The 22,505-nt window shown below is 54.1% G+C and carries 18 protein-coding genes and 1 pseudogene; 9 read left to right on the top strand and 10 right to left on the bottom strand.

The window, feature by feature from the left end; translation table 11 throughout:
- Positions 1-198 precede the first annotated feature (198 nt).
- Both CPH80_RS07400 and CPH80_RS07405 read right to left on the bottom strand, forming a co-directional pair.
- Entirely contained in the window at positions 199-879 is a 681-nt protein-coding gene (locus CPH80_RS07400; RefSeq protein ID WP_096276545.1) for an MbcA/ParS/Xre antitoxin family protein, read from the bottom strand.
- Positions 836-1,180 carry a DUF1778 domain-containing protein gene (locus tag CPH80_RS07405; RefSeq protein ID WP_096276547.1) on the bottom strand — a complete coding sequence of 115 codons (345 nt, stop codon included), beginning with the start codon at positions 1,178-1,180 and terminating at the stop codon, positions 836-838. The genes CPH80_RS07400 and CPH80_RS07405 overlap by 44 nt, the downstream gene beginning before the upstream one ends.
- A 318-nt stretch (positions 1,181-1,498) precedes the next feature.
- Between CPH80_RS07405 and ftsH the strand changes: the two genes are divergently transcribed.
- Both ftsH and CPH80_RS07415 read left to right on the top strand, forming a co-directional pair.
- A complete protein-coding gene (ftsH, locus tag CPH80_RS07410; RefSeq protein ID WP_096276549.1) occupies positions 1,499-3,406 on the top strand; it encodes an ATP-dependent zinc metalloprotease FtsH in 1,908 nt (635 codons plus the stop codon).
- 94 nt (positions 3,407-3,500) lie between these two features.
- The gene (locus CPH80_RS07415) at positions 3,501-3,638 is read left to right on the top strand and encodes a hypothetical protein (RefSeq protein WP_197703623.1); all 138 of its coding nucleotides are present in this window, start codon (positions 3,501-3,503) and stop codon (positions 3,636-3,638) included.
- A 334-nt stretch (positions 3,639-3,972) separates the two neighbouring features.
- Here CPH80_RS07415 and CPH80_RS07425 read toward each other — a convergent pair whose 3' ends face one another.
- Together CPH80_RS07425 and yghU are read right to left on the bottom strand one after the other, a co-directional pair.
- Complete coding sequence (locus CPH80_RS07425; protein ID WP_096276551.1) at positions 3,973-4,698, bottom strand: ZIP family metal transporter; 726 nt, start codon at positions 4,696-4,698, stop codon at positions 3,973-3,975.
- Positions 4,688-5,569: a glutathione-dependent disulfide-bond oxidoreductase gene (yghU, locus tag CPH80_RS07430; protein ID WP_096276553.1), complete on the bottom strand. Its 882-nt coding sequence runs from the start codon at positions 5,567-5,569 to the stop codon at positions 4,688-4,690. The genes CPH80_RS07425 and yghU overlap by 11 nt, the downstream gene beginning before the upstream one ends.
- Before the next feature lie 134 nt (positions 5,570-5,703).
- Here yghU and CPH80_RS07435 point away from each other — a divergent pair, with 134 nt between their 5' ends.
- Positions 5,704-5,874 carry a DUF2897 family protein gene (locus CPH80_RS07435; protein WP_096276555.1) on the top strand — a complete coding sequence of 57 codons (171 nt, stop codon included), beginning with the start codon at positions 5,704-5,706 and terminating at the stop codon, positions 5,872-5,874.
- A gap of 30 nt (positions 5,875-5,904) precedes the next feature.
- Here the strand turns inward: CPH80_RS07435 and CPH80_RS07440 are convergent, their stop codons facing one another.
- Positions 5,905-6,243, bottom strand: coding sequence for a 4a-hydroxytetrahydrobiopterin dehydratase (locus CPH80_RS07440; RefSeq protein ID WP_096276557.1), 339 nt, complete (start codon positions 6,241-6,243; stop codon positions 5,905-5,907).
- A gap of 127 nt (positions 6,244-6,370) precedes the next feature.
- Between CPH80_RS07440 and imuA the strand changes: the two genes are divergently transcribed.
- The 4 genes from imuA to CPH80_RS07460 all read left to right on the top strand — a co-directional run bounded on the left by imuA (position 6,371) and on the right by CPH80_RS07460 (position 13,945).
- Entirely contained in the window at positions 6,371-7,060 is a 690-nt protein-coding gene (imuA, locus tag CPH80_RS07445) for a translesion DNA synthesis-associated protein ImuA (RefSeq protein WP_096276559.1), read from the top strand.
- Between the two features lie 6 nt (positions 7,061-7,066).
- The gene (locus CPH80_RS07450) at positions 7,067-8,485 is read left to right on the top strand and encodes a Y-family DNA polymerase (protein ID WP_096276561.1); all 1,419 of its coding nucleotides are present in this window, start codon (positions 7,067-7,069) and stop codon (positions 8,483-8,485) included.
- On the top strand, positions 8,485-11,616 hold the full coding sequence (locus CPH80_RS07455) for an error-prone DNA polymerase (protein ID WP_096276562.1): 3,132 nt from the start codon (positions 8,485-8,487) through the stop codon (positions 11,614-11,616). The genes CPH80_RS07450 and CPH80_RS07455 overlap by 1 nt, the downstream gene beginning before the upstream one ends.
- A gap of 202 nt (positions 11,617-11,818) precedes the next feature.
- Entirely contained in the window at positions 11,819-13,945 is a 2,127-nt protein-coding gene (locus CPH80_RS07460) for a methyl-accepting chemotaxis protein (protein ID WP_096276564.1), read from the top strand.
- 66 nt (positions 13,946-14,011) lie between these two features.
- Here the strand turns inward: CPH80_RS07460 and CPH80_RS07465 are convergent, their stop codons facing one another.
- The 4 genes from CPH80_RS07465 to dbpA form a co-directional block, all read right to left on the bottom strand.
- Positions 14,012-15,334, bottom strand: a complete 1,323-nt coding sequence (locus CPH80_RS07465) for a sodium ion-translocating decarboxylase subunit beta (protein WP_264754823.1) — start codon at positions 15,332-15,334, stop codon at positions 14,012-14,014.
- A 13-nt stretch (positions 15,335-15,347) separates the two neighbouring features.
- Positions 15,348-17,132, bottom strand: a complete 1,785-nt coding sequence (gene oadA, locus CPH80_RS07470; RefSeq protein WP_096276568.1) for a sodium-extruding oxaloacetate decarboxylase subunit alpha — start codon at positions 17,130-17,132, stop codon at positions 15,348-15,350.
- Positions 17,133-17,177: 45 nt separating this feature from the next.
- Positions 17,178-17,429 carry an OadG family protein gene (locus CPH80_RS07475; protein ID WP_096276570.1) on the bottom strand — a complete coding sequence of 84 codons (252 nt, stop codon included), beginning with the start codon at positions 17,427-17,429 and terminating at the stop codon, positions 17,178-17,180.
- A 229-nt stretch (positions 17,430-17,658) separates the two neighbouring features.
- On the bottom strand, positions 17,659-19,032 hold the full coding sequence (dbpA, locus tag CPH80_RS07480) for an ATP-dependent RNA helicase DbpA (protein WP_096276572.1): 1,374 nt from the start codon (positions 19,030-19,032) through the stop codon (positions 17,659-17,661).
- Positions 19,033-19,140: 108 nt separating this feature from the next.
- Here dbpA and CPH80_RS07485 point away from each other — a divergent pair, with 108 nt between their 5' ends.
- Together CPH80_RS07485 and CPH80_RS07490 are read left to right on the top strand one after the other, a co-directional pair.
- Complete coding sequence (locus tag CPH80_RS07485; RefSeq protein ID WP_096276574.1) at positions 19,141-19,677, top strand: DUF2058 domain-containing protein; 537 nt, start codon at positions 19,141-19,143, stop codon at positions 19,675-19,677.
- A 225-nt stretch (positions 19,678-19,902) separates the two neighbouring features.
- Positions 19,903-21,759: a methyl-accepting chemotaxis protein gene (locus tag CPH80_RS07490; protein ID WP_096276576.1), complete on the top strand. Its 1,857-nt coding sequence runs from the start codon at positions 19,903-19,905 to the stop codon at positions 21,757-21,759.
- A gap of 6 nt (positions 21,760-21,765) precedes the next feature.
- On the opposite strand, the pseudogene CPH80_RS07495 reads toward CPH80_RS07490, so the two are convergent.
- Positions 21,766-22,505 (bottom strand): annotated as a pseudogene (locus tag CPH80_RS07495) (5-oxoprolinase subunit PxpA).

Below are 22,505 nucleotides of genomic sequence, written 5' to 3' on the forward strand. Positions count from 1 at the left end.
CCGGAGGTATTTATGTTCCTGGTCTGTGCAACCCATCCCTTGAATCGACGCATGCGTGATTAGAAATTCTCGGTTTACAGCGAGTAATGCGAAATCCGCTCAAGGACAATGTTTTAAGTCGCGGTTATGGCAAACCAGCCAGGTTTGCCGAACCGTGGACTTAGGGAAGGCCTGAAACAAGCTTATCCCTCATCTCATTCAGCTATGGTAAAGCAGTTCTTCCAGAGCTCCGACACCACCCGCCTCATCGACCATTTTACGAGGGGTTAACCCTCCCAAAAGGTCATCCGGGGTATCAAACCACCGCTGAGCCTTCGCTTTGGAGCCAAACTTCTCTTGAGCCCCAAGGAGTAAATCAGTCTCAATCATCTGCCGAATCTTTTTCATCGGTAAATAAAGGGTCTGGTTGCCATGGAACGATCGACCAATTCCCTGAAAATCGTATTTCCGGAAAAAATCTTCACTTTTTTGGGTTAATGGATCAACGACTAGCGCGACACCCAGTTGGGTATTGGTATACAGGTCCCAGGACTGAAGTAGTGCCTCTACTAACAGTTCTTCACCAACGCGCATTGGAGTACCCTGGTAATCGGTATGAACACCTAGCCAAGCTAATTTAAAGGCGGGTAATGGGTAGTGAGGATAGTTCCCCGGGATTTCCGCATGGGCTACCGTACAACTGGTCAGGGTATAAAACCCAACAATTGGAGCTGGCTGGCGATCTACTGTTGCATCATCAAGCGCCACCCACGTTCTATTGACGGATTGCAGGGCTTGCTGACTCGCCCGTTTTTTCAAGAACTCGTTGACGTCAGCAAGCCCGCAATCAAATGTTTTACGATCGTGAAGCTTCTTGTTCAGCTCTTCTATAAAAAGCACTATCCAGTTTCCGTTTATGTCGGCGGTGCATCGCTGCTGACAACGCTTCGTTTACCGTCTCTGGTGACTCGCAGGTCGCCTTGAAGGCAGCAAAAGCCTCGCTGTTCAACCGCACAACTTCTGCTTCCTCGATTGCTCGACTGGCTTTTTCGCGAATTGCTTGCACAACAAAATCGCTCAAATTTTTCGAGCCCACCAGAGCAGAAGCTCGCACCGCAAGGTTCTTGATGTCTGGATCCAATCGTAGATCCAGCCTTGCGATTTTCTGTTGCATCGTATTATTCACTGCGGAATTTCTCATCGAATTCGGCGAGTTTCCCACAGAGCTCCCTTAGTTGACCTATATTTTTTATAGTGTCATATAGACACTTTTCAAGCGTACAGTAAATGTCCGTACAAATCCATGCGTATTCCGGTGATCCCGATCACCCGTACTGGTTTTAACCGATCTCCTGTAAACGGGACCCATTCGGCTATGGGGGCCATTCAGAGTAACATGACAGGAGAAGACGGCACTTTGTGCGGTAGCGCAGACCCGAGGCGCAGAACTTTCTCGGCCATGAGCTACTGACCCATGAGCAGATACAACGGTAGATACGGAGGATGACCAGAGACCAAAATGACCACTCTCAACAATTCTGGAAAGCAGACACCACCGGCAAATCAAAAGCCGGAGATACCCAAGCAGTATTCATTTCTCTGGCTCAGCGCCGCCATCTTCCTGGCGTTTATGTGGCTACAGGACAGCAGCACGCCAAAGCTTCAGGATCTGGCGTACTCCGAATTCAAGACCGCCGTCGTTAACAATCAGGTCTCCGAAGTAACGCTCAAGGAAGAGAATATAACCGGCCTGTTCAGCGGTCAGGGTCGAGCCTCCCTCAGTTCCGCTGACAACTCACAGGGCTCAAGCCCCGGGTTTAACACTACCCGGCCACCCATGGACGACCCCGAACTGCTCACTCTGCTGGAGGCACACGATGTCACTGTCCGGGCCGAGTCCTCAGGGCTGCTGTGGTGGCAGGAGCTGATCCGTGGGTTCCTGCCCTGGATATTGATGCTGGCCCTGATGTACTGGTTCTGGGGATCCGCACAGAAACGCATGACACAGGGTGGTGGCATGTTTGACCACGGCCGCTCAAAAGCCCGCCGGGCGGTGAAAGAAACCTCCACTACCACACTGGATGACGTGGCCGGTATTGAATCGGCCAAGCGGGAAATCGCAGAGATTATCGATTTCCTTAAGTCACCGGATAAATACCGGGCACTGGGTGCATCAATGCCCAAAGGTGTTCTTCTGGTAGGCCCGCCCGGCACAGGTAAAACTCTGCTTGCCCGTGCCATTGCTGGAGAAGCTGAAGTGGCCTTCTTCAGCGTCAGCGCTTCAGAGTTCATTGAAATGTTTGTGGGTGTGGGCGCCTCAAGGGTTCGGGACATGTTTGCGAATGCCCGCAAGGAAGCACCCGCACTGATATTTATTGATGAGCTGGATGCAATCGGTCGCTCCCGGGGCGCAGGCGTCGGTGGCGGGAATGATGAGCGGGAGCAGACACTGAACCAGATTCTTACGGAAATGGATGGCTTCGAATCCCATGAGAACATTCTTGTGTTGGCTGCCACCAACCGCCCGGATGTTCTGGACAGCGCCCTGCTCCGCCCCGGCCGCTTTGATCGAAAGATCACTCTGGAACTTCCCCACAAGGATGCGCGGGTCGCTATCCTCGCGGTGCATGTTCGCAAAGTGCCCCTGGCTGCCGATGTAACCTTGGAGCAACTGGCAGCCCGTACCATTGGCTTTTCTGGTGCGGACCTGAAAAACCTGGTGAACGAAGCAGCCCTGACAGCCGCGAGGGAAAACCTGAAAGAGGTTACGGCCCAATGCTTTGAGGTTGCCCGCGATCGCATCGTTCTGGGTGAGAAGCGTGATGCCCGGCTGTCACAGGAAGAGCGAGAAGTCGTGGCTTACCACGAGAGCGGTCACGCCATTATGGCCTATTACATGCCAAAGGCCGATCCTCTCACCCGGGTCACGATTATTCCCCACGGCATGGCTTTAGGTGTCACCGAGCAAACGCCGAAGGAGGATCGATACAACTATTCCGAAAGCTATCTCAGAGATCGCATCAAGGTCATGCTCGGCGGGCGCTCGGCAGAGAAGATTATCTACAGAGAAGTGACCACCGGCGCCCAGAATGATCTCAAGGAAGCCACAAAACTGATCCGCCGGATGATCGGCCAATGGGGCATGAACGAAAAGATCGGCCCCATGGGTCTGAGTATTGGCGAGGAGCACGTATTCCTGGGCCGCGAGATGGGCTCGCAACGTGAGTACAGCGAGAAGATGGCAGAGCTGATTGACGCTGAAATCCAGTCAGAACTCCTGGCTCTGGAAAAAGCCACCATCGAGTTTCTGACGGATCACAGGGATCAACTTGAAGCTCTGGCCAAAGCCGTGCTCAAGAAAGAAAACCTCGCAGCGGAAGATATCGAAAAAATCCTCCATAAAGAAGCTGCTCGAAAAATTGCTTGAGGTTTCCTCAGGCGTAGACTGGCCTCTAATTTTGCGTAATGACAATAGCGTTACGCGGTGCTACGCTTGAAGCTACTAACTGAGGAATCTCACCATGATTTCAACGAATACCGAACAGCCCAAGCGTGAAACCCTGAACATTCGAATCAAGCCCGAGGAACGTAGTTTGATCGATCGTGCTGCCAAGGCCCATCGTATTGGAGCACGACACGGAGAGTTTCGAGTCCACTGAGCCAAGCCTTGATAACTGGTTTAAACGGCGTGCTCTGAAAAACCAAACCAGCGGTGCATCCCGAACTTTTGTGGTGTGTGAAGGCACTCAGGTGAAAGCCTATTACGCCTTGGCATCAGGTGCCGTCGTCGCAAACCAAACCTCTGGGCGCTTCAGGCGGAATATGCCAGACCCTATTCCGGTCGTTGTACTTGTATGGTGGTTCATGCCCTATCAGAGTCGGCCAAAGAGTTTTATGAACGATTGGGGTTCAGCCCGTCCCCCCTCGATCCAATGACGCTGATGGTGACCTTGGACGACTTGAGAGCGCTTAGTTAATACAATCCAGACGCCCTCAGGCCTGAGTAACCAACATATTGCTAAACAGCGCTAGGCAAAACCCGATCACCGCGCCAAGCGGAGGCCCCCAATGCTTGTCCAGCCGGGACTGGGGCGCAATATCTTGAAAGATCAGATACAGAATGCCGCCAGACGCCACCAGCATGATGGTTCCTAGAATCACTGGTTGTCCGGACAGGAAAAAATACCCCAGTAGACCCGCAATCGGCCCTGCTGTTGCAAGCAACACCATCACACTCAAAGTCTTTTTCGGCGTATAGCCGGGTTTTTCACGGAACTCACGATAGGCGTTAAACCCTTCAGGCAGGTTTTGCATGGCAATCAGCACAGCCATCAGAGGCGCGAGACTCGGGTTAACTACAATCAGCCCACCTAGGGCGGCCGCCTCTGGCACAAAATCCAGCATCACGCCCATCAACTGCGGCGATTCCTTGTGATGAACGCCAAGCATTCGCTCGATCCAGAAAAACAGCACCCCACCGGCAATAATAGCGGGTATGGCCCAGAACGAATTGCCAATGCTCGATTGCCCTTCCGGTATCAACACAATGGTTACGGCACCCAACAAAATGCCGCCGCCCAGAGCGATCAAGAAGTGCCGAAACTCCTGTTCCAGCCAGTTGGGGCCGATGCGTTCAACTCTTGCCAGTAATCCGCCAAGGGGAATACAGATACCGGCAAGTGCGGTCAAACCAACAATATAGACAATGTCAGACATCATCAGAAGGCTCAGCAATCTTGTCTTGGGTTTTATGCTGGAAATCGCTTGCGTCGTGGCGCTCATGAAGCTGGCTTTCGGGCTCACCCCAAGCACGATTCACCATGCGCCCACGCTGAACAGCCGGCCGCTTTTTCAGCTCCAGGGCCCAGCGCAGCACATTGGTATAGGTGTGCGCTTCAAGAAACTCCGCCGCATCGTAAACCGTGTTGGTTACCAAGGCGCCATACCAGGGCCAGATCGCCATATCGGCAATGGTGTACTGGTCACCAGCAATATACCTGTTATCTGCCAACTGGCGATCTAGCACATCCAGTTGCCGTTTAACCTCCATGGTGTAGCGGTTAATCGGGTATTCGTATTTCTCGGGTGCATAGGCAAAAAAGTGTCCAAAACCGCCGCCAACAAACGCCGCACTGCCCATTTGCCAGAACAGCCAGTTGAGCGTCTCGGTGCGACCTGCGATATCCGAAGGCAGAAACCGGTCAAACTTTTCTGCCAGGTATAGCAAAATAGAGCCGGATTCAAACACCCGAACAGCGGGCTCCTGAGAGTGGTCAAACAGCGCCGGAATCTTGGAGTTAGGGTTAACGCCCACAAACCCGCTACCAAACTGTTCACCTTCGTTTATGCGGATCAACCAAGCGTCGTATTCAGCTTCACTAATACCCAGTTCCAGCAATTCCTCCAGCATAATCGTGACTTTTACGCCGTTTGGCGTAGCTAGCGAATAGAGCTGAAAAGGGTGTTTACCTACCGGCAATTCTTTCTCGTGAGTAGGACCTGCAATGGGGCGGTTGATGTTTGAAAAAGCGCCACCGCTTGCAGATTCCCACTTCCAGACTTTGGGCGGGGTGTAGGTTGAATCGCTCATAATGTGAATACTCCTTGTCTGCTTCCTGTCAGATTTGCATGCAGGTAATGCAGAATGTTCAGTCAATTGGGTTGTGTATATAAAACCGCGTGCTTCACTATAGGTGAAATTATCCCAACAAAGGAGTCGTACAAATGCCAGTGATAGGTTGGGTTTTTCTGCTAGCTTCCTTGGGCTTGGTTATAGGCAGTCTTTTGATATTGCGAAAGTCAGCCAGCAAGATGCATATCCCAAAAGACAAACTAGACAACATCCGCAAGCGTAAGGCAAAGCTTGAGGCGCAGGAAAAAGCCGACGAGGATTAGGGCTCTGCCAAATCCCAAACAAGAACGTGCTCAGCGGTAAGCCGAGTCTGTTCTCGCTGCCATGATAAAATCGTTTTTATGCAACCCACCGATTACGTGAGTCCACCAGCTTACGGTTACTTTCCCGTATTCCACAAGGATGGCCGGGTGATGGTTTTCAGCTTCAGCCAGCTCGCCAACTTTGTTGGTAAACGCCAGCGCCTCGACAAAGTTTTTGAATTTAAACTCTTTGCATAACTGCTCTTTGCCGCCCACTTTGAGAATGCCCCAGCTCGGAACTTCTTCGCTCAATGCCTGTTTTTCTGCACCGGTTACCCTTGGGGCATCCCCGTTACACGCTTCACAGTGTTGTTCCGAAAAACCACCCATATAAGGCCTCCAAGGCTAATGTCTGTCATACAAGCGTGGGGTCGGTTACGCATTTTATCAACCTGCGCCTTGAAATCTGACCCTCTTCGGAATACTGTATATTTAAACAGTACTTCGAGATTTTATCATGAGCGAGATCATTAACACGCTAATGCAGGATGCCCGTGTCTGGCAGGGCCACAAGCGCAACAAAACCACACAACCGGCAGAGCCAACTGGTTATCAGGCCTTAGACAATCAGCTCGGCGGCATTGGCTGGCCCCGGGGGGCTTTAAGCGAATGCCTGCTGGATGCACCCGGCATTGGCGAACTGAATCTATTAATGCCCCTGATGCAACGACTGTCACAGGCAGGTAAAACCGTATTCTGGCTAAACCCTCCACACACGCCTTATGCCCCCGCACTGGCGCGGGAAGAGGTCAATCTGGATCAGGTAATCATGATCCACACCGAAGACAAAGGCGATTTCCTGTGGACGCTAGAAAACTGCTTGCGCTCTCCGGTCACAGGCCTGGTGATGGCTTGGCCCGGCAGGCTGGCAGCCCGTGAAATTCGGCGGTTGCAGTTAGCAGCAGAAGCCGGAAGCAATGTTTGCGTGCTCTTTCGTGAACGACACTACGCCGAACAGAACTCACCGGCTGCCCTGCGCCTTGAGCTGGAGCCCGACGATCAACAGAGCCTGAAAGTGAATGTGGTGAAGCGCCGTGGCAGCTGGCCTGGCCAGCGGTGCTCGCTTGCCATGACTCACCGGGCAGGGCTGCTTCATCGTGAAGCGCCCCGTGTAGTTCAGGGCCCTTGGCTCACGTCGGCCCGGTAATTTCCTATGCTTTGGCTGTATTTGCACTTCCCTCACCTGCTGTTGGACCACATTCGCCGCTCCAGTGAGAACATGGCTGCGCTGGCGATTGTGGAGGGTTCCGGCCAGAAGGTGATACAGGCCTGCCCGGCTGCCCAGGCTTTGGGCGTGAGCGTTGGCATGCGCCTGAAAACGGCCGTCAGCCTGGCGCCAGATCTGAGCATAGTCCGAGCAGATGAGCAGCAGGAAGCCCGAATTCTGGAAGACCAGGCACGCTGGCTGTACCGCTATGCTGCCCACATTGTTCTGGTTCCGCCAAATGGCTTGCTGGCTGAAATCGGCAGTTTGCAACGATTGTACGGTGGTCTCCCAGCGGTCTGGCAAACGGTGGAAGAAGTGCTGCACGAGCGTCAGCTTACCGCCTGGCCGGGCATTGGCCATACACCACAGGCCGCACGCCTAATTGCACGTAACGGCAAGGGAGAATGTACGTCTGATAAAGGCCACATTCTCCGCACCCTTGGCTTACTGCCTTTGGTAGCTGCGGAGTTTGACGGGCGCACCTGCACTCGCCTGCAACGGCTTGGGTTGAATACTTTGGGCGAGGTATTCCGTTTACCGCCAGCGGAGATGGCCCGACGGCTGTCTCCGGAAACCCTGTCGTATATCCAGAAAATCCAAGGTTCCAGGCCGGACCCCCAAGCGCCTTGGCAGCCACCCCATTATTTCCGGCAACAGGCAGATTTTGTGCAGGAAATTGAACGGTCACAAGGGCTGCTGTTTCCGCTGCAACGCATACTTTCTGAGCTGGAAAAGGACTTGTGCTGGCGCCAGCAAGATACCGACTGCCTGTTGCTAGTGCTTAGATACCGGCATGCAGAATCAACGTCTCTACGCATCCGCACCTCCGGCCCGGAGCACCGGGCGGAAGCGTTTCTCAGCTTGATCAGCCTGCGGTTTGAACAACAACCATTACAAGCCCCGGTTATATCACTGCAACTGACCGTAAAGCGCTTTCTTGGGCGGGAAGCTGCCGGGGGCCAAGATTTGCTGGGCGAAAGCCAGGATCTGAACGAGGCCTGGCACACGCTGATGAGCCGCCTACAAGCAAGGCTTGGGGATAATGCACTGAAGCAACTTGCACCCCAAGCAGATCACCGACCCGAACGAGCCTGGAGCACGTCACAAGTGCAGCGCACGGGCCGCGCAGCGGCAACTAAAACCGGCCAACTGCCCCGTAGGCCCTTGTGGCTTTTACAAGGACCACAACCACTTACAGAAACCCCGCAAGCTTGGTTTACCGGCCCGGAACGAATCAGCGGCGGCTGGTGGGACGGCCAGCGGGTACACCGGGACTATTACATTGCCCAACTGAATAGCGGCCAGCTGGCCTGGGTATTCCGAGATGTACGGGATGGCTGGTTTATACACGGATGGTTTGGCTAATGAGTGAATCTTCCTACGCCGAGCTGTTCTGTTTTAGCAACTTCACCTTCCTAACCGGGGCATCCCACCCCCATGAGCTTGCGGAGCGCGCGGCAGAGCTTGGATACACCGCTCTGGCAATCACCGATGCCTGCTCGGTGGCGGGTATTCCCCGGGCCTGGGCCGCACTAAAAGAAAGCCCCGTGAAGCTGATTACCGGGAGTTGGTTTGAGCTGGACGATGCCCCACCCGGTGTCAGCACACCTCGTTTTATCCTTTTAGCCCGCACCCGCAAAGGCTATGGGCAGCTTTGCCAGCTTATAACCACCGCTCGCCGTCGCGCAGAAAAAGGGCAATACCAGCTTTTACGTGGGGACGTGGAAACACATGCCTTGGATGACTGCCTATGTTTGTGGCTACCGCCCTCACCAACTGAAGCTGATGCGAATCAAGCGTTGTGCTGCGGCGAATGGTTACTCCAACTGTTTGAACACCGCCTCTGGATTGCCGCTGCTCGCACCCTGGAATCCAACGAAGAACAGCAACTAGACCGTGCTCGTTGGCTTTCTGAACACCTGCGCTGCCCGATTACGGCCACCGGCGAGGTGCACATGCACAGCCGGGAGCGCCAACCCCTGCAGGATGTGCTCGCTGCCTTGCGCAACCACTCCAGCTTAGAAAACGCCGGCCACTGCCTGTTCCAGAACGGCGAACGCTACTTGCGCCCGCTAACGGTATTGCAGCGGTTGTTTCCCGAGGCCTGGCTGAATGAATCTTTGCGCATCGCCCAGCAGTGCACCTTTGAGCCAGGCAGCCTGCGCTACGAATACCCTCCAGACCTTGTGCCAGAGGGAGAAAGCACAGCGGCTTACCTAAAACGACTCACTCAGGAAGGTGAACGGCAACGTTATCCAGAGGGCACTCCGTTATCGGTTCAAGCTCTGATCCGAAAAGAGCTGGGCCTGATTTCAGAGATGAAGTACGAACACTATTTTCTCACCATCCAAGACATCGTTGCCTTTGCCCGCAGCCGCGGCATTCTCTGCCAGGGCCGAGGTTCCGCCGCCAACTCCGCAGTGTGCTACTGCTTGGGTATTACCGAAGTAAACCCAGCCCGGGTAGAGGTGCTGTTTGAACGTTTTATTTCCAAAGACAGAAACGAGCCGCCGGACATCGACGTGGATTTTGAGCACGAACGCCGGGAAGAAGTTATCCAGTACATTTACCGACGGTACAGCCGGGAGCGGGCCGCGCTGGCCGCAACGGTTATCCGTTACCGCCCCCGCAGTGCCATCCGTGATGTTGGCAAGGCTCTCGGGTTTGATCCGGCACTGGTGGAGCAACTGTTGGAAGGCATAGACTGGCGCGACAAAGCCACCAACTGGCGCCAGCAGATTCTCGACAAACGCCTGACCCGCAACCCGAAAGTCGCTGACCAGTTCTTCGCCCTGGTGAACACTCTGCTCGGCTTTCCCCGCCACCTGTCCCAGCATGTGGGCGGCTTTGTAATCAGCTCTGGGCCACTGGCCGACCTGGTGCCAATAGAAAATGCCGCCATGGCCGACCGCACCGTTATCCAGTGGGACAAAGACGATCTGGAAAGTCTAGGCCTGATGAAAGTGGATATTCTCGCACTGGGTATGCTCACGGCTATCCGCAAAGCTCTAGAGCTGATCAGTCAACACAAAGGCCAGCCCTTTCGTATGCAGGACATACCCCAGGAAGACCCAGCCACCTATGCCATGCTCCAAAAAGGCGACAGTATTGGTGTGTTCCAAGTGGAATCCCGAGCCCAGATCAACATGCTGCCCAGGCTGAAACCCGAAACCTACTACGACCTGGTGATTGAAGTCGCTATCGTGCGCCCCGGCCCCATTCAGGGCGACATGGTGCACCCTTACCTGCGCCGCAAACATGGCCTAGAGCCGGTAGATTACCCCAACGACGCCATCCGAGGCGTACTCGAACGCACTCTGGGCGTGCCCATTTTCCAAGAACAAGTCATCAAACTGGCCATGGTCGCCGCCGGCTTCACCGCTGGCGAAGCCGACCAACTCCGCCGAGCCATGGCCGCCTGGAAATCCCACGGTGACATGACCCCATTCCGAGAAAAACTCATCAACGGCATGCTGGAACGTGGCCACGATGCCGACTTCGCCGAACGCCTCTATCTGCAGATCTGCGGCTTTGGCGGTTACGGCTTCCCGGAATCCCACGCCGCCAGCTTTGCCCTGCTTGTCTACGTCTCATCCTGGATCAAACGGCACCACCCCAGCGCCTTCTACTGCGCCCTACTCAACAGCCAGCCCATGGGATTCTACTCCCCATCTCAACTGATACAGGACGCCCAGCGCCATAATGTTGTAGCGCTGCCGCCAGACATAAACAGCAGCCAGTGGGATCACACCCTAGAAGGCCCTAACCACCAGCTGCGCTTGGGCCTTAGAATTATCCAACGATTCCCAAAAAGCGCCGCCGAGCGTCTATGCCAACACCGCCCCAAAACCGGCTATAAATCCTCCGCCGAACTGCGCCGTTTGGCAGACCTAAACCAACGCGAAATGGAACTCCTAGCCGGCGCCAACGCCATGCCTGCCTTCGCCAGCAACCGGCACCAAGCGTACTGGCAACTACTGGGACACGAGAAACCCGCAGAGCTTTTTTCGGCAGTAGAAGCAGCAGAAGACAACGAAAACTACGAACTGGAACCCTGCGACCAACTACCAGAACCCACCGAAGGCCAGAACCTACTCGCCGACTACGCCAGCCAGGGCCTAACCCTTCAACGCCACCCGCTGGCCCTACTCAAAGAACAAGGCCACTTACAGTTCTGTCTCAGCGCCGAACAGCTCAAAACCACCAAAGCCGGCATCCCCGTACAGGTAGCTGGCCTGGTAACCGGCCGCCAACGCCCCGGCTCCGCCTCCGGCGTTACTTTCGTTACTCTGGAAGACGAAACCGGCAACGTAAACGTCATCGTTTGGCTGGAAACCGCCCGAAGGCAACGCAAACCGCTACTCACCGCAAGGCTGCTACACGTGAAAGGCGTTCTGGAAAGAGAGGGGGAGATTGTTCATATCATGGCTGGAAAACTCTCAGACCTGAGCCACTTAATACACACGCTCCCAGTCAGCTCCCGGGATTTTCATTAAGTCTTTTCCAGAATCCCCAAGGCGATAGCTCTTAAATTCATAGAGCCCAAGCGGCTTTCAGCTGACGTTCTGTTACAGGAACCCAACGTTTATCACGTCAAGTGATCAACCTGCCGGCCGATAACCCCATTTATAACGCAGCCTAATGTACAACCCCGCACTACGCCGATAGATTATTGAACCCGACAAGGTTAATTGAGATATGAAAAAGCTACCGCTTAAGGTCAAGCTTTACGCTCTGGTTATCAGCTTGTTGCTGGTGATGGGCGTCAGCATGATGGTGACGGCGCAATTATCGCTTAGCCAGATGGAAAACCGTCTGGCCGCAGACACCAGCACGCTGGTGCAGGATATTGTGATGGATCGCCTGTCTGCAACTGCAGGTGAGTACGGCGAGCAAGTGAGCGGTAAGCTCAATGCAGCGTTCAAGGTTCCGGGAATCGTGCGCAACATTATTCAAGAAAATATCGCAGCCGATAGCTCTGCACGGATCAGCCGCAGTGCCTTATCCAATACTGTGCGTGCAGTGCTGATTCCAGAACAAGACCTCAGTACCATTTATGCCCAATTTGAACCCAATGCTTACGATGGCCAAGATCGCTACTTCACCGGGGAGGTGGAGGATCACAGCACCAGCACCGGCTCACTAGAAATCTACTATTTTCGTGACCGTAATGGCGACATTCAGTTTGAACGGGTTGATGATCCTGATGAAAAATACGATGACACTCTGAACGAATTTGGTGCCCGCGAGGCCGAGTGGTATTTTTGCCCGATGGAAACCAAAGGTTCCTGCATTATGGAACCGTACAACTATGAGATTGAAGACGGCTACAGCAAACTGGTGACCACGCTGGTGGTGCCTATTATGACCGGTCGTAACTTTGCTGGCGTTGTCGGTGTAGACATCAACCTCGATACCCTGCAAGCCACTGTTAAATCTGTCAGCGAACAGCTTTATAACGGGCAGTCACGCGTCACCTTGTTGAGCGAGAAAAGCTTAATTGTGGCGAGCAGTCACTACGGTAACGCCTTGGCGCGGCCGTTGGCCGAGGTGATGCCCGAGCAGGCAGGTGAGATGGCAGCGCTGCATCGCGACGGTGGCCGTTACGATGACGGTGAAACGCTCGCGGTCTCATACCCGGTTAGTGTGGCGGACACCGGCCGGGAATGGTCGCTGCTGATTGAGTTGCCCCGAGCTGCAGCACTCGCGCAGCTTGATGAAATAACCACGCTGCTTTCAAATGAGGTTTCAGCAACGGCGCAACGTCAGTTGCTGGTTGGCATTCTTGTATCCATTTTTTCGGTATTAATGCTGGTCGTGATGGTTCGCTCTGTGATTCGGCCGTTGGATGAAATTCGTGACCGGATGAACAGCCTCAGTAACGCTGAAGGCGATCTGACCCGAGAGCTGAATATTGATACTCATGCCGAATTGATTGAACTTGCCGGTGGCTTCAACACCTTCCTGGCACGCCTGCGCGATATGATTAACGACCTGAAAGCGGTGAATGTTCGCGTGCATGAGCAAGCATCGGATGTCGGCACCATTGCCCGGGATACCGAGGAAAATACAACACGACAACACCGCGAAGTAGACAGTGTGGTCGCGGCAATGAATGAAATGTCAGCGGCAGCCGGTGAGGTGGCTGGCTTTGCCAGTGAATCTGCCGAGAACGCTCGCCAGGCACAGGATGGCATTCGCCTTACCCAGGCCACCCTTGGCTCTGCGGTTGAGGGTGTAAGCGCCTTGGCCGATGATATGGGCGAAGCTAGCAAAGCGATTGGCCATGTCGTCAGTCGCAGTGATGAGATCAACCGTATTCTGGATGTGATTCGAGGCGTTGCCGAGCAAACCAACCTACTAGCTCTGAACGCCGCTATTGAAGCCGCTCGAGCCGGAGAGCAGGGCCGTGGATTCGCCGTGGTTGCCGATGAAGTGCGCACGCTGGCATCGCGTACGCGCCAATCAACTGATGAAATCAGTCAGATGATTGAGGGCCTGCAACAAGAAGTGCACCAAACCGTCGCGGTGATCAATGCCGGTGTTGAGCGGGCCACCATGGCGGTTGACGGCACCCGTGAAGCCGATCACTCGCTGGCAACCGTGGTAACGCGTATCGGTACCATTGTTGAGCACGTCACTCAGGTAGCTACAGCTGCAGAAGAGCAAAGTTCCGTTAGTGAAGAGATTAACCGTAACCTGACCGCCATTGGTGATGCCGCCAGTGATCTGAGCAAGCTTGCTCAGCGAGTGCGTGGTAGCGGTGGGTCACTCGATAAGGAGGTTGAAATACTGGATAACGAGTTGGGCCGATTGAAAACCTAGGTCTAAAAAGCTGAAAACCCCGCGGAGCTAACGCAAGGCGGGGTTTTCAGCACTACGAACAAACGATCAGCTAAGCAGCTTGATCATCACACCCGCAGCAACAGCAGAACCAATAACACCGGCAACGTTCGGCCCCATGGCGTGCATCAGCAAGAAGTTATGCGGATTCGCCTCAAGACCAACCTTGTTGGACACCCGCGCTGCCATCGGCACCGCAGACACACCGGCAGAACCGATCAACGGGTTGATTGGCTCCTTGGTCAGTTTGTTCATCAGCTTCGCCATCAGAACACCACAGGCGGTACCGACACAGAATGCCGCCATACCCAGCAACAGAATACCCAGAGTCTGGAAATCCAGGAACTTGTCAGCACCCAACTTGGAGCCAACAGAGAGACCCAAGAAAATGGTCACAATGTTGATCAGCGCGTTCTGTGAGGTGTCGCTCAAACGCTCGACCACGCCACATTCACGCATCAGGTTACCGAAGCAGAACATACCCAGCAGCGGTGCTGCATCTGGCAAGAACAACGCAGTCGCAATCAGTACCACAATTGGGAAAATGATCTTTTCCTTCTTGGCTACCGGGCGCAACTGAGACATCTTGATGGCGCGCTCTTTCTTGGTCGTCAAAGCCTTCATAATAGGCGGCTGGATCATCGGAACCAGAGCCATATAGGAATAGGCAGCAACTGCGATGGCACCCAACAGATGCGGCGCAAGAATGCTCGATACATAGATAGAAGTCGGGCCATCAGCACCACCGATGATGCCAATCGCAGCTGCCTCAAGAATGGTGAAGTCCATAACACCACTCCAGTTGAGCAGCGCCGCACCAATAACGGTACCGAAAATACCGAACTGAGCGGCTGCGCCAAGCAGCAGTGTTTTTGGATTAGCCAGCAACGGACCAAAGTCCGTCATGGCACCCACACCCATGAAGATGATCAACGGGGCCGCACCACTGGCGATAGAAACCGAGTAGAAGTTGTAAAGCATGCCATTGGTGTAACCCAGGGTCTGGGCAAGAACACCGGCCTGCTGAACCGTCGCATAATCTGCGCCCTTATAGGCCTCTTTGAACGCTTCCGTTACCTCTGGAGTAACCACTTGGCCTGCCTGATAACCCACATCGAGAACACTCGCAAGCGCTGCGAGCACATCCGTGTTCGCAATATGCATAGCATTTTCAGCAGCAGACAAGGCTAGCCCTGCCTCTGGAATGTTCGCCAGAATGCCACCAAAACCGATCGGAACCAGCAGCAACGGCTCAAAGCCCTTACGAATCGCAAGGTACAGCAGAAGTAGACCAACACAGATCATAAAGAACTGGCCGGGCCCTAGATTGAACAGGCCACTGCCTGTCCACAACGTCATAATTTTATCCATTGAATGCCGGCCCTTATGCGATTGTCAGCATTTCGTCTTCAACAGAGACGGCATCACCGACCTTGATGAAGACTTCACCGACAGTGCCGGCCTTTGGTGCGCGAATCTCTGTTTCCATTTTCATGGCTTCCAGAATGATCAGCACATCGCCATCTTCCACGGCATCACCCGGTGAAACCAACACTTTGAAAATGTTGCCGCCCAGAGGCGCAATAACAGGCTCGCCTTCACCAACTGCTGGAGCAGGCGCTGAAGACGCAGCTGGTGCAGAGGCACCGCCCTCACCCTGAATCTGTGAAATCTCGCCACCTTCAGAAACCGCAACCACATACTTCTTACCGTTAACATCAACGGTATAAGTTTCGGGGCCATTGGCTTTCTTAACTGGAAGCGCATCTTCAGCCGTAGGAACCGGCTCAAAGGCATCCGGGTTTCCACGATTCTCTAGAAATTTCAGACCAATCTGTGGGAACAGAGCATAAGTCAGAACATCATCAACGGTGTTATCCGCCAGCTTGATGCCTTTCTCTTCCGACAGTTTTTTCAGCTCGTCGGTCAGCTTGTTCATTTCTGGCTCGATCTTGTCGGCGGGGCGACACGTAATCGCCTCGCCACCGTCCAAAACCCGATCCTGCAATTCTTTGTTGAACGGCGCCGGTGCGGAACCGTACTCGCCCTTCAGGATGGCTGCGGTTTCTTTGGAGATAGACTTGTAACGCTCACCGGTAAGAATGTTCAGCACTGCCTGAGTGCCGACAATCTGCGACGTTGGCGTAACCAGCGGGATATACCCGAGATCTTCACGAACCTTAGGAATTTCGGCCAGTACTTCGTCGAACCTATGAGCGGCGTTCTGCTCTTTAAGCTGACCTTCCATGTTGGTCAGCATGCCGCCAGGCACCTGGGCAATCAGGATGCGGGAATCAGTACCACGGAGGCTACCTTCAAACTTCGCGTACTTCTTACGAACTTCGCGGAAGTAACTAGCAATCTCTTCAAGCAGATTCAGGTCAAGGCCGGTGTCACGGTCTGTACCTTCAAGAATCGCAACAATCGCCTCGGTGGGCGAGTGGCCATAAGTCATACTCATCGAAGAGATGGCCGTATCCACGTTATCGATACCGGCTTCCGCTGCTTTGAGGGCTGTAGCGGTAGACATGCCGGTGGTCGCGTGGCACTGCATGTGAATCGGGATGTCCAATTCTTTCTTCAGGCGGGTAACCAGATCAAAGGCCACGTACGGCTTGAGAATGCCCGCCATGTCTTTGATGGCAATGGAGTCCGCGCCCATGTCGGCGACTTCCTTCGCCAGCTCAACCCACATTTCAATGGTGTGCACCGGGCTGGTGGTATAAGAAATAGTGCCCTGTGCGTGCTTGCCCGTCTTGCGAACCGCTTTGATAGCGGTTTGCAGATTACGCGGATCATTCATCGCGTCGAAAATACGGAAAACATCCACACCGTTCTCAGCGGCACGATCTACAAACCGCTCGACCACGTCATCCGCATAATGGCGATAGCCCAAAAGGTTCTGGCCGCGCAGCAACATCTGTTGGGGCGTGTTCGGCATTACCTTTTTGAGTTCGCGGATGCGCTCCCAGGGATCTTCGCCCAGGTAACGAATACAGGAGTCGAAGGTTGCGCCACCCCAGGATTCCAGAGACCAGAAACCAACTTTGTCGAGCTTCTCGGCAATGGGCAGCATGTCATCAAGCCGCATACGGGTGGCAAGCAGGGACTGGTGGGCGTCGCGAAGTATAACGTCCGTAATCCCCAGCGGTTTCTTTGTATCTGTCATCGTGTCAGCCTTCTGTTTAAAGGTTCTATCTAATCGGTTACCGGGTCACTTCTTGTGGCGCGACCGGAATTGAGCAATCGCCTTCTTGATCGCCTCTGCCGTATCAGGGTCAACTGATACCGGCGCCTTAGACTTGGCACGAGGTGATTTGGCCGGGGTTGCCGGCTCTGGCGGAGCAAACCGGGTAAGCAGTTTGGACATGAGCAGAGTCGCGAACACTAGAAAAATCAGGAACGCGAACACGAATCCCATACCTGCAACCATCAGATCGACGGCTTGTGACATCAGCTCATCCATATTGAATAGCTACCTGTTATTGGTTTATGGATTTACCCGGGAAACCGAAACACCTAAGACTTAAGTCTTAAGACGCGCCGAAGTAGGCCGGGAGTCAAAATCCTGCGTAATTTACCGGTTTCGCACGCCGCGAGCAACCAAAACGCAAATGACTATACGGACTTTCCCAGCGTTTTCTGCCATCGCTGGCTTACTGAAAAAGTCCGTTGCCCCGCACTCTCAAACCAACTCAGACCAAGCGAACTCTTAGGTTGCGACCCTTTATGCGCCCACTTTCAAGACGTTTAAGCGCGCGCCCAGCCTGCCCGGCCTCTACTGCAACGAAGCACTGAAAATCAAACAGATCAATCTTGCCCACAGATTTACCGCTTAGCCCCGCCTCACCAGTAAGCGCACCAAGCACGTCACCCGGCCGAAGCTTTTCCTTACGACCAGCGGCAATGCAAAGGGTTTTCATTGCTGGCACGATCGGCTGCGCGGGAATCGAGAGCAAGATCTCAGTATCGCCCCACACCACCGGGCGGCCACGGTCACTCTCAAGGCGGTTAATCTTATGGCCCTGAGCCGGGCTACACAGAGTAACCGCCAGCCCCGCCTCACCTGCACGCCCGGTGCGCCCTATCCTATGGGTGTGCACTTCCGGGTCCCGGGCTGGCTCGGCGTTGATAACAAGGGGCAAGGCCTTAATGTCCAACCCGCGGGCTGCAACGTCTGTGGCTACAAGAATCTGGCAACTCTGGTTTGCAAACCTTACCAGCACACTGTCGCGCTCACGCTGTTCAAGATCACCGTGCAAAGCCAGAGCCGAGAAACCTTGAGCGCCCAACTCAAAGGCCAGCTCATCGCACTGCTGTTTCATAGAACAGAACACCAGGCAGGAAGCTGGTTGATGCTCAGACAGTAGGCTAACAATGGCACGAGTACGCTCCTGGGCCGGAATCTCGTAGAACAGCTCCTGGATATCAGTATTTCCACTTTGCGCCTGTGCACGCACATCCACCGGCTCTTTCTGAAAGCCTGCACTGAGCTTACGAATAGACTCAGGCCAAGTGGCGGAGAACATCAATGTTTGGCGCTGCTTCGGCGTGTAGCCCAGAATTTCTTCCATGGCGGGCTGAAAACCCATATCGAGCATCCGGTCTGCTTCATCCAGAACCAGAGTCGTAAGGCGTTTCAAATCCAGGGTGCCTTTGCGCAGGTGATCAGCAATCCGCCCCGGAGTACCCACAACAATATGGGCGCCATGGGCCAGGGAACCAATCTGTGGCCCGATAGACACGCCGCCACAGAGCGTGAGAATCTTTACGTTTTCCTGCGCCCGCGCCATTTCTCGCAGTGCTTTGGCAACCTGATCCGCCAGCTCGCGAGTCGGGCACATTACCAGGCCCTGCACTGCAAACAGCTTTGGCTTGAGATTTTCGATCAGCCCTATGCCGAAAGCCGCCGTTTTACCGCTACCAGTCTGCGCCAAGGCGATCACATCACGCCCGGCTAGGCAGTGAGGCAGTGCCTGAGCCTGAATATCCGTGGGCTTGGAAAAGCCCAACTGGGCAAGATTGGCCTGCATGGCTGCAGACAGGTCAAGATCTTTAAAGGAAGGCATACAAGAAAATCCCGGAATCAGCGGTTGCTGGTTAAGAAAGGTAGACACGAACGCGTATACTATCGAGATAGAATACCAGAATTTATGACCAATTAATGGAGTTATCCCATGGCGTCCCTGCAGGATCAGCTATTGAAAGCGGGCCTGGCCGACCAGAAAAAGGCCAAGGCAATTCGCAATGAAAAACATAAGCAGCGCAAACAACAGCCCAAAGGCACCGTGCAGGTCAATGAAACCGAAAACCGTGCTCGCCAAGCTCGTGAAGAAAAAGCTGAGCACGACCGCCAGCTGAACCTTAAGCGCCAGCAAGAAGCTGAGAAAAATGCCATCAGGGCCCAGATTCGCCAATTGGTAGACACCAACCGGCTGGATCGTAGCCGGGGTGAAACGTCCTATCAGTTCGTTCACGACAAAAAAATCAAGAAATTGTATGTGGACGACATCATGGCCGACCAGCTCTCCCGCGGCCGGCTCGCCATTGTGTTCGTCAATGACCAGTATGAGATACTCGCCGAGGGCGTGGCCCGTAAGATTATCGAGCGCGACGAACGGGCCGTGGTTGCCCTTCACGACCGCAAAGAAGACGACCTGGGTGATGATGATCCGTATGCGGGTTATGAAATCCCAGATGACCTGATGTGGTAGTTACCGAAGCCGGGTTCTGGGCAGCCAGCATCCGGCCAATGCTTTCCTGACAGTTGTTTACTCCACCCTCGGCTATTTATGAATCGCTTTACCCTGCCTCAGCAATCAATTGTTACCGTAAAAGGCTGGAATCTATCCCTGAAAACGTACTTAATACAGCGATAACAAAAGCGACAGATGCGCCTTTTTTTGTATCACGACGGTTCACAGATCTAAGGGAACACTATGAAATTTGCAACCTTCTTCGGCGACATGTCCATCCGGAGCAAGCTGGCGGGGGGCTTTGCGCTGTTATTGCTGCTCACCATCTTAGTGGGGGTGGTGGGCAATCGCGCTCTACAAACATACAGTCAGCAATCAGATATGGTGGCAATGCTTGGACAGGTCAACACAGGCCTGACCGAAGCGCGGATAGAAGAAAAGAACTTTTTATTAACAGGTGAGACAGCAAAGGTCAGTGCGTCTCAGGCTCACGGCGACCGGGTTCTGGAAATTACACGAAATATCCAGCCGTTAATGACCGCAAAGGCAGATATCGACACCCTTGAAAGCATTCAGATGGATATTGCGATATACCAGGCACTGATGGGTGATGTCGAGGCAAACATTGGCCAGCGGAGTGGAGCGCTCAGCCAACTGGAAACCAAAGCTAGGATATTGGGATCATCACTCAACGCGAACAGCTCACTGTTTTTTGCATCGGCAATTTTTGAAGATATGCGCCGCTCTGAGCGAACGTTTTTGGTAGAGCGAGATTCTGGCAGTGCGAAGTCGTATCTGGAAGACGCAAAACGAATGCAAGGGCCGTTGAAATCCTCAGCAACCAGCGATGAGGAAAAACAGCAAGTGTTCAAAGCGCTAGACGCCTACGTTGGTGAATTCCAGAACGTGGTCAGTCTGACCGAATCCGGCGAGCAACTCTCAACTGAAATGGTCGCCACAGCCAACCGCGTTATCGAATCGGCAAACAGCCTACGAGAACAGCAGACAAGCCAGATGGAATCCGATCGCACGCAAGCTATCACGCTGATTTTTGGTGCAACGGGTATTGCGGTGTTGCTTGGCATTGTGATGGCTTACCTGATCACCAGATCTATCACCGCCCCCATCAACCACGCCGTTGCAATCGCTTCAGAGGTTGCTTCTGGCAATCTCTCCGTTCATATCGATAACAATCGGACGGACGAAATAGGTCGCCTGATGGCAGCTCTGGCAACCATGGTCAGCGGCTTGCGCGAACTTGTGAGAAGTATTGAATCTGGTGCGACCAACATCGCGGCGTCTGCCGAAGAGCTTTCAACTGTTACCAGCCAGACCAGCGATGGGATTAACCGCCAAAAGCAGGAAACCGATCAGGTTGCTGCCGCGATGAACGAAATGACGGCAACGGTTGCCGATATTGCCCGCAACGCGGAGCAGGCCTTTACGATTGCTTCCGATGCGGCCAATCAGGCGACGAAGGGCGAACACGAAGTTAGGGAAACGGTGAGCCAGGTGAACAACCTGTCTCAGGAAGTAAACCAGAGCATGCAAATTATTCAGGGCCTGCAAGCGGAAACCGCCAACATAGGGACGGTTCTGGATGTGATCAAATCTGTTGCTGAACAGACCAACCTGCTGGCACTGAACGCGGCAATTGAAGCTGCTCGGGCCGGCGAGCAAGGCCGTGGCTTCGCCGTCGTTGCTGATGAAGTGCGTTCCTTGGCTCAGCGCACACAGAGTTCTGCACAAGAAATTGAGGCACTGGTAACGACCCTGCAAAGCAGCGCAAAAAATTCCGTATCCGCAATGGAGTCCAGTGTGTCGCTGGCTTCTCATACCCTCGAGCGAGCCACGGCAACGGGCGCATCCATTGAGCGGATCACTCACTCAGTGGAAGAAATTAAACAATACAACAACCAGATTGCCACCGCCTCGGAACAACAAACATCTGTAGCGGAAGAGATCAGCCAGAATGTCACCAGCATTCGTGACGTCACCGATCAATCGGCAGCTTCCTCCGATCAGACAGCCCGTTCCAGCTCAGAGTTAGCCCGGCTTGGCAGCGAGTTGCAGACTCTGGTATCCCGGTTCAGGCTTTGAAAACGCTCAGGCTGCCTGTTCCTCCAGCGCTTTACGGATAGCGCGCACAGCGGCAACAGACTCCGGGTTATCACCGTGAACGCACAGGGTATCCGCCTCAAGGTAGAGTGATTTCCCGGCAATCGTCTGGATCGCTTCGCCCCGGGAAATGGCCATTACCTGGCGCAAAATAGTGTCAGAACTATGGTGTACTGCGCCCGGAGTACTCCGGGGTACAATGTACCCCTCTTCGTTATAAGCGCGATCAGCAAACGCCTCCAGCAGTAACTCAACCCTGTATTCTGCACAAAGCGCTTTCAGGAGCTGATTATCTGCGGTCGTCATCGCCATCAGTGCCAGTTTCCCGGGAGACTGGCTTAGCGCGCCAAGAATAGCTCGCATAAGAGATTCATCTCGCATCATGTCGTTATAGAGCGCGCCATGAGGCTTTACGTAGCTGAGGCTCCCGCCTTGCGCGGCGGCAATCTGGCTCAGCGCACCCACCTGATAAAGCACCATGGCGTGAACTTCGTCCGGGCGGCAAACCATTGGGCGCCGCCCAAAGCCCTGGAGATCGGGGTAAGCCGGGGTGCGCCCAGGGTTACTTTGTGCTGCAGCGCCAGCCCCACAGTGTTGTACATAACCAGTGGATCCCCGGCATGGAAGCCGCAGGCTATGTTCGCTTGGTCGATATACGGCATCACCTGATCGTCCAGACCCATAGTCCAGGCGCCATAACTTTCACCAATATCACAATTCAATAGCAT

The sequence above is a fragment of the Marinobacter sp. LV10R510-11A genome (genome assembly GCF_900215155.1).
Lineage (GTDB): Bacteria > Pseudomonadota > Gammaproteobacteria > Pseudomonadales > Oleiphilaceae > Marinobacter.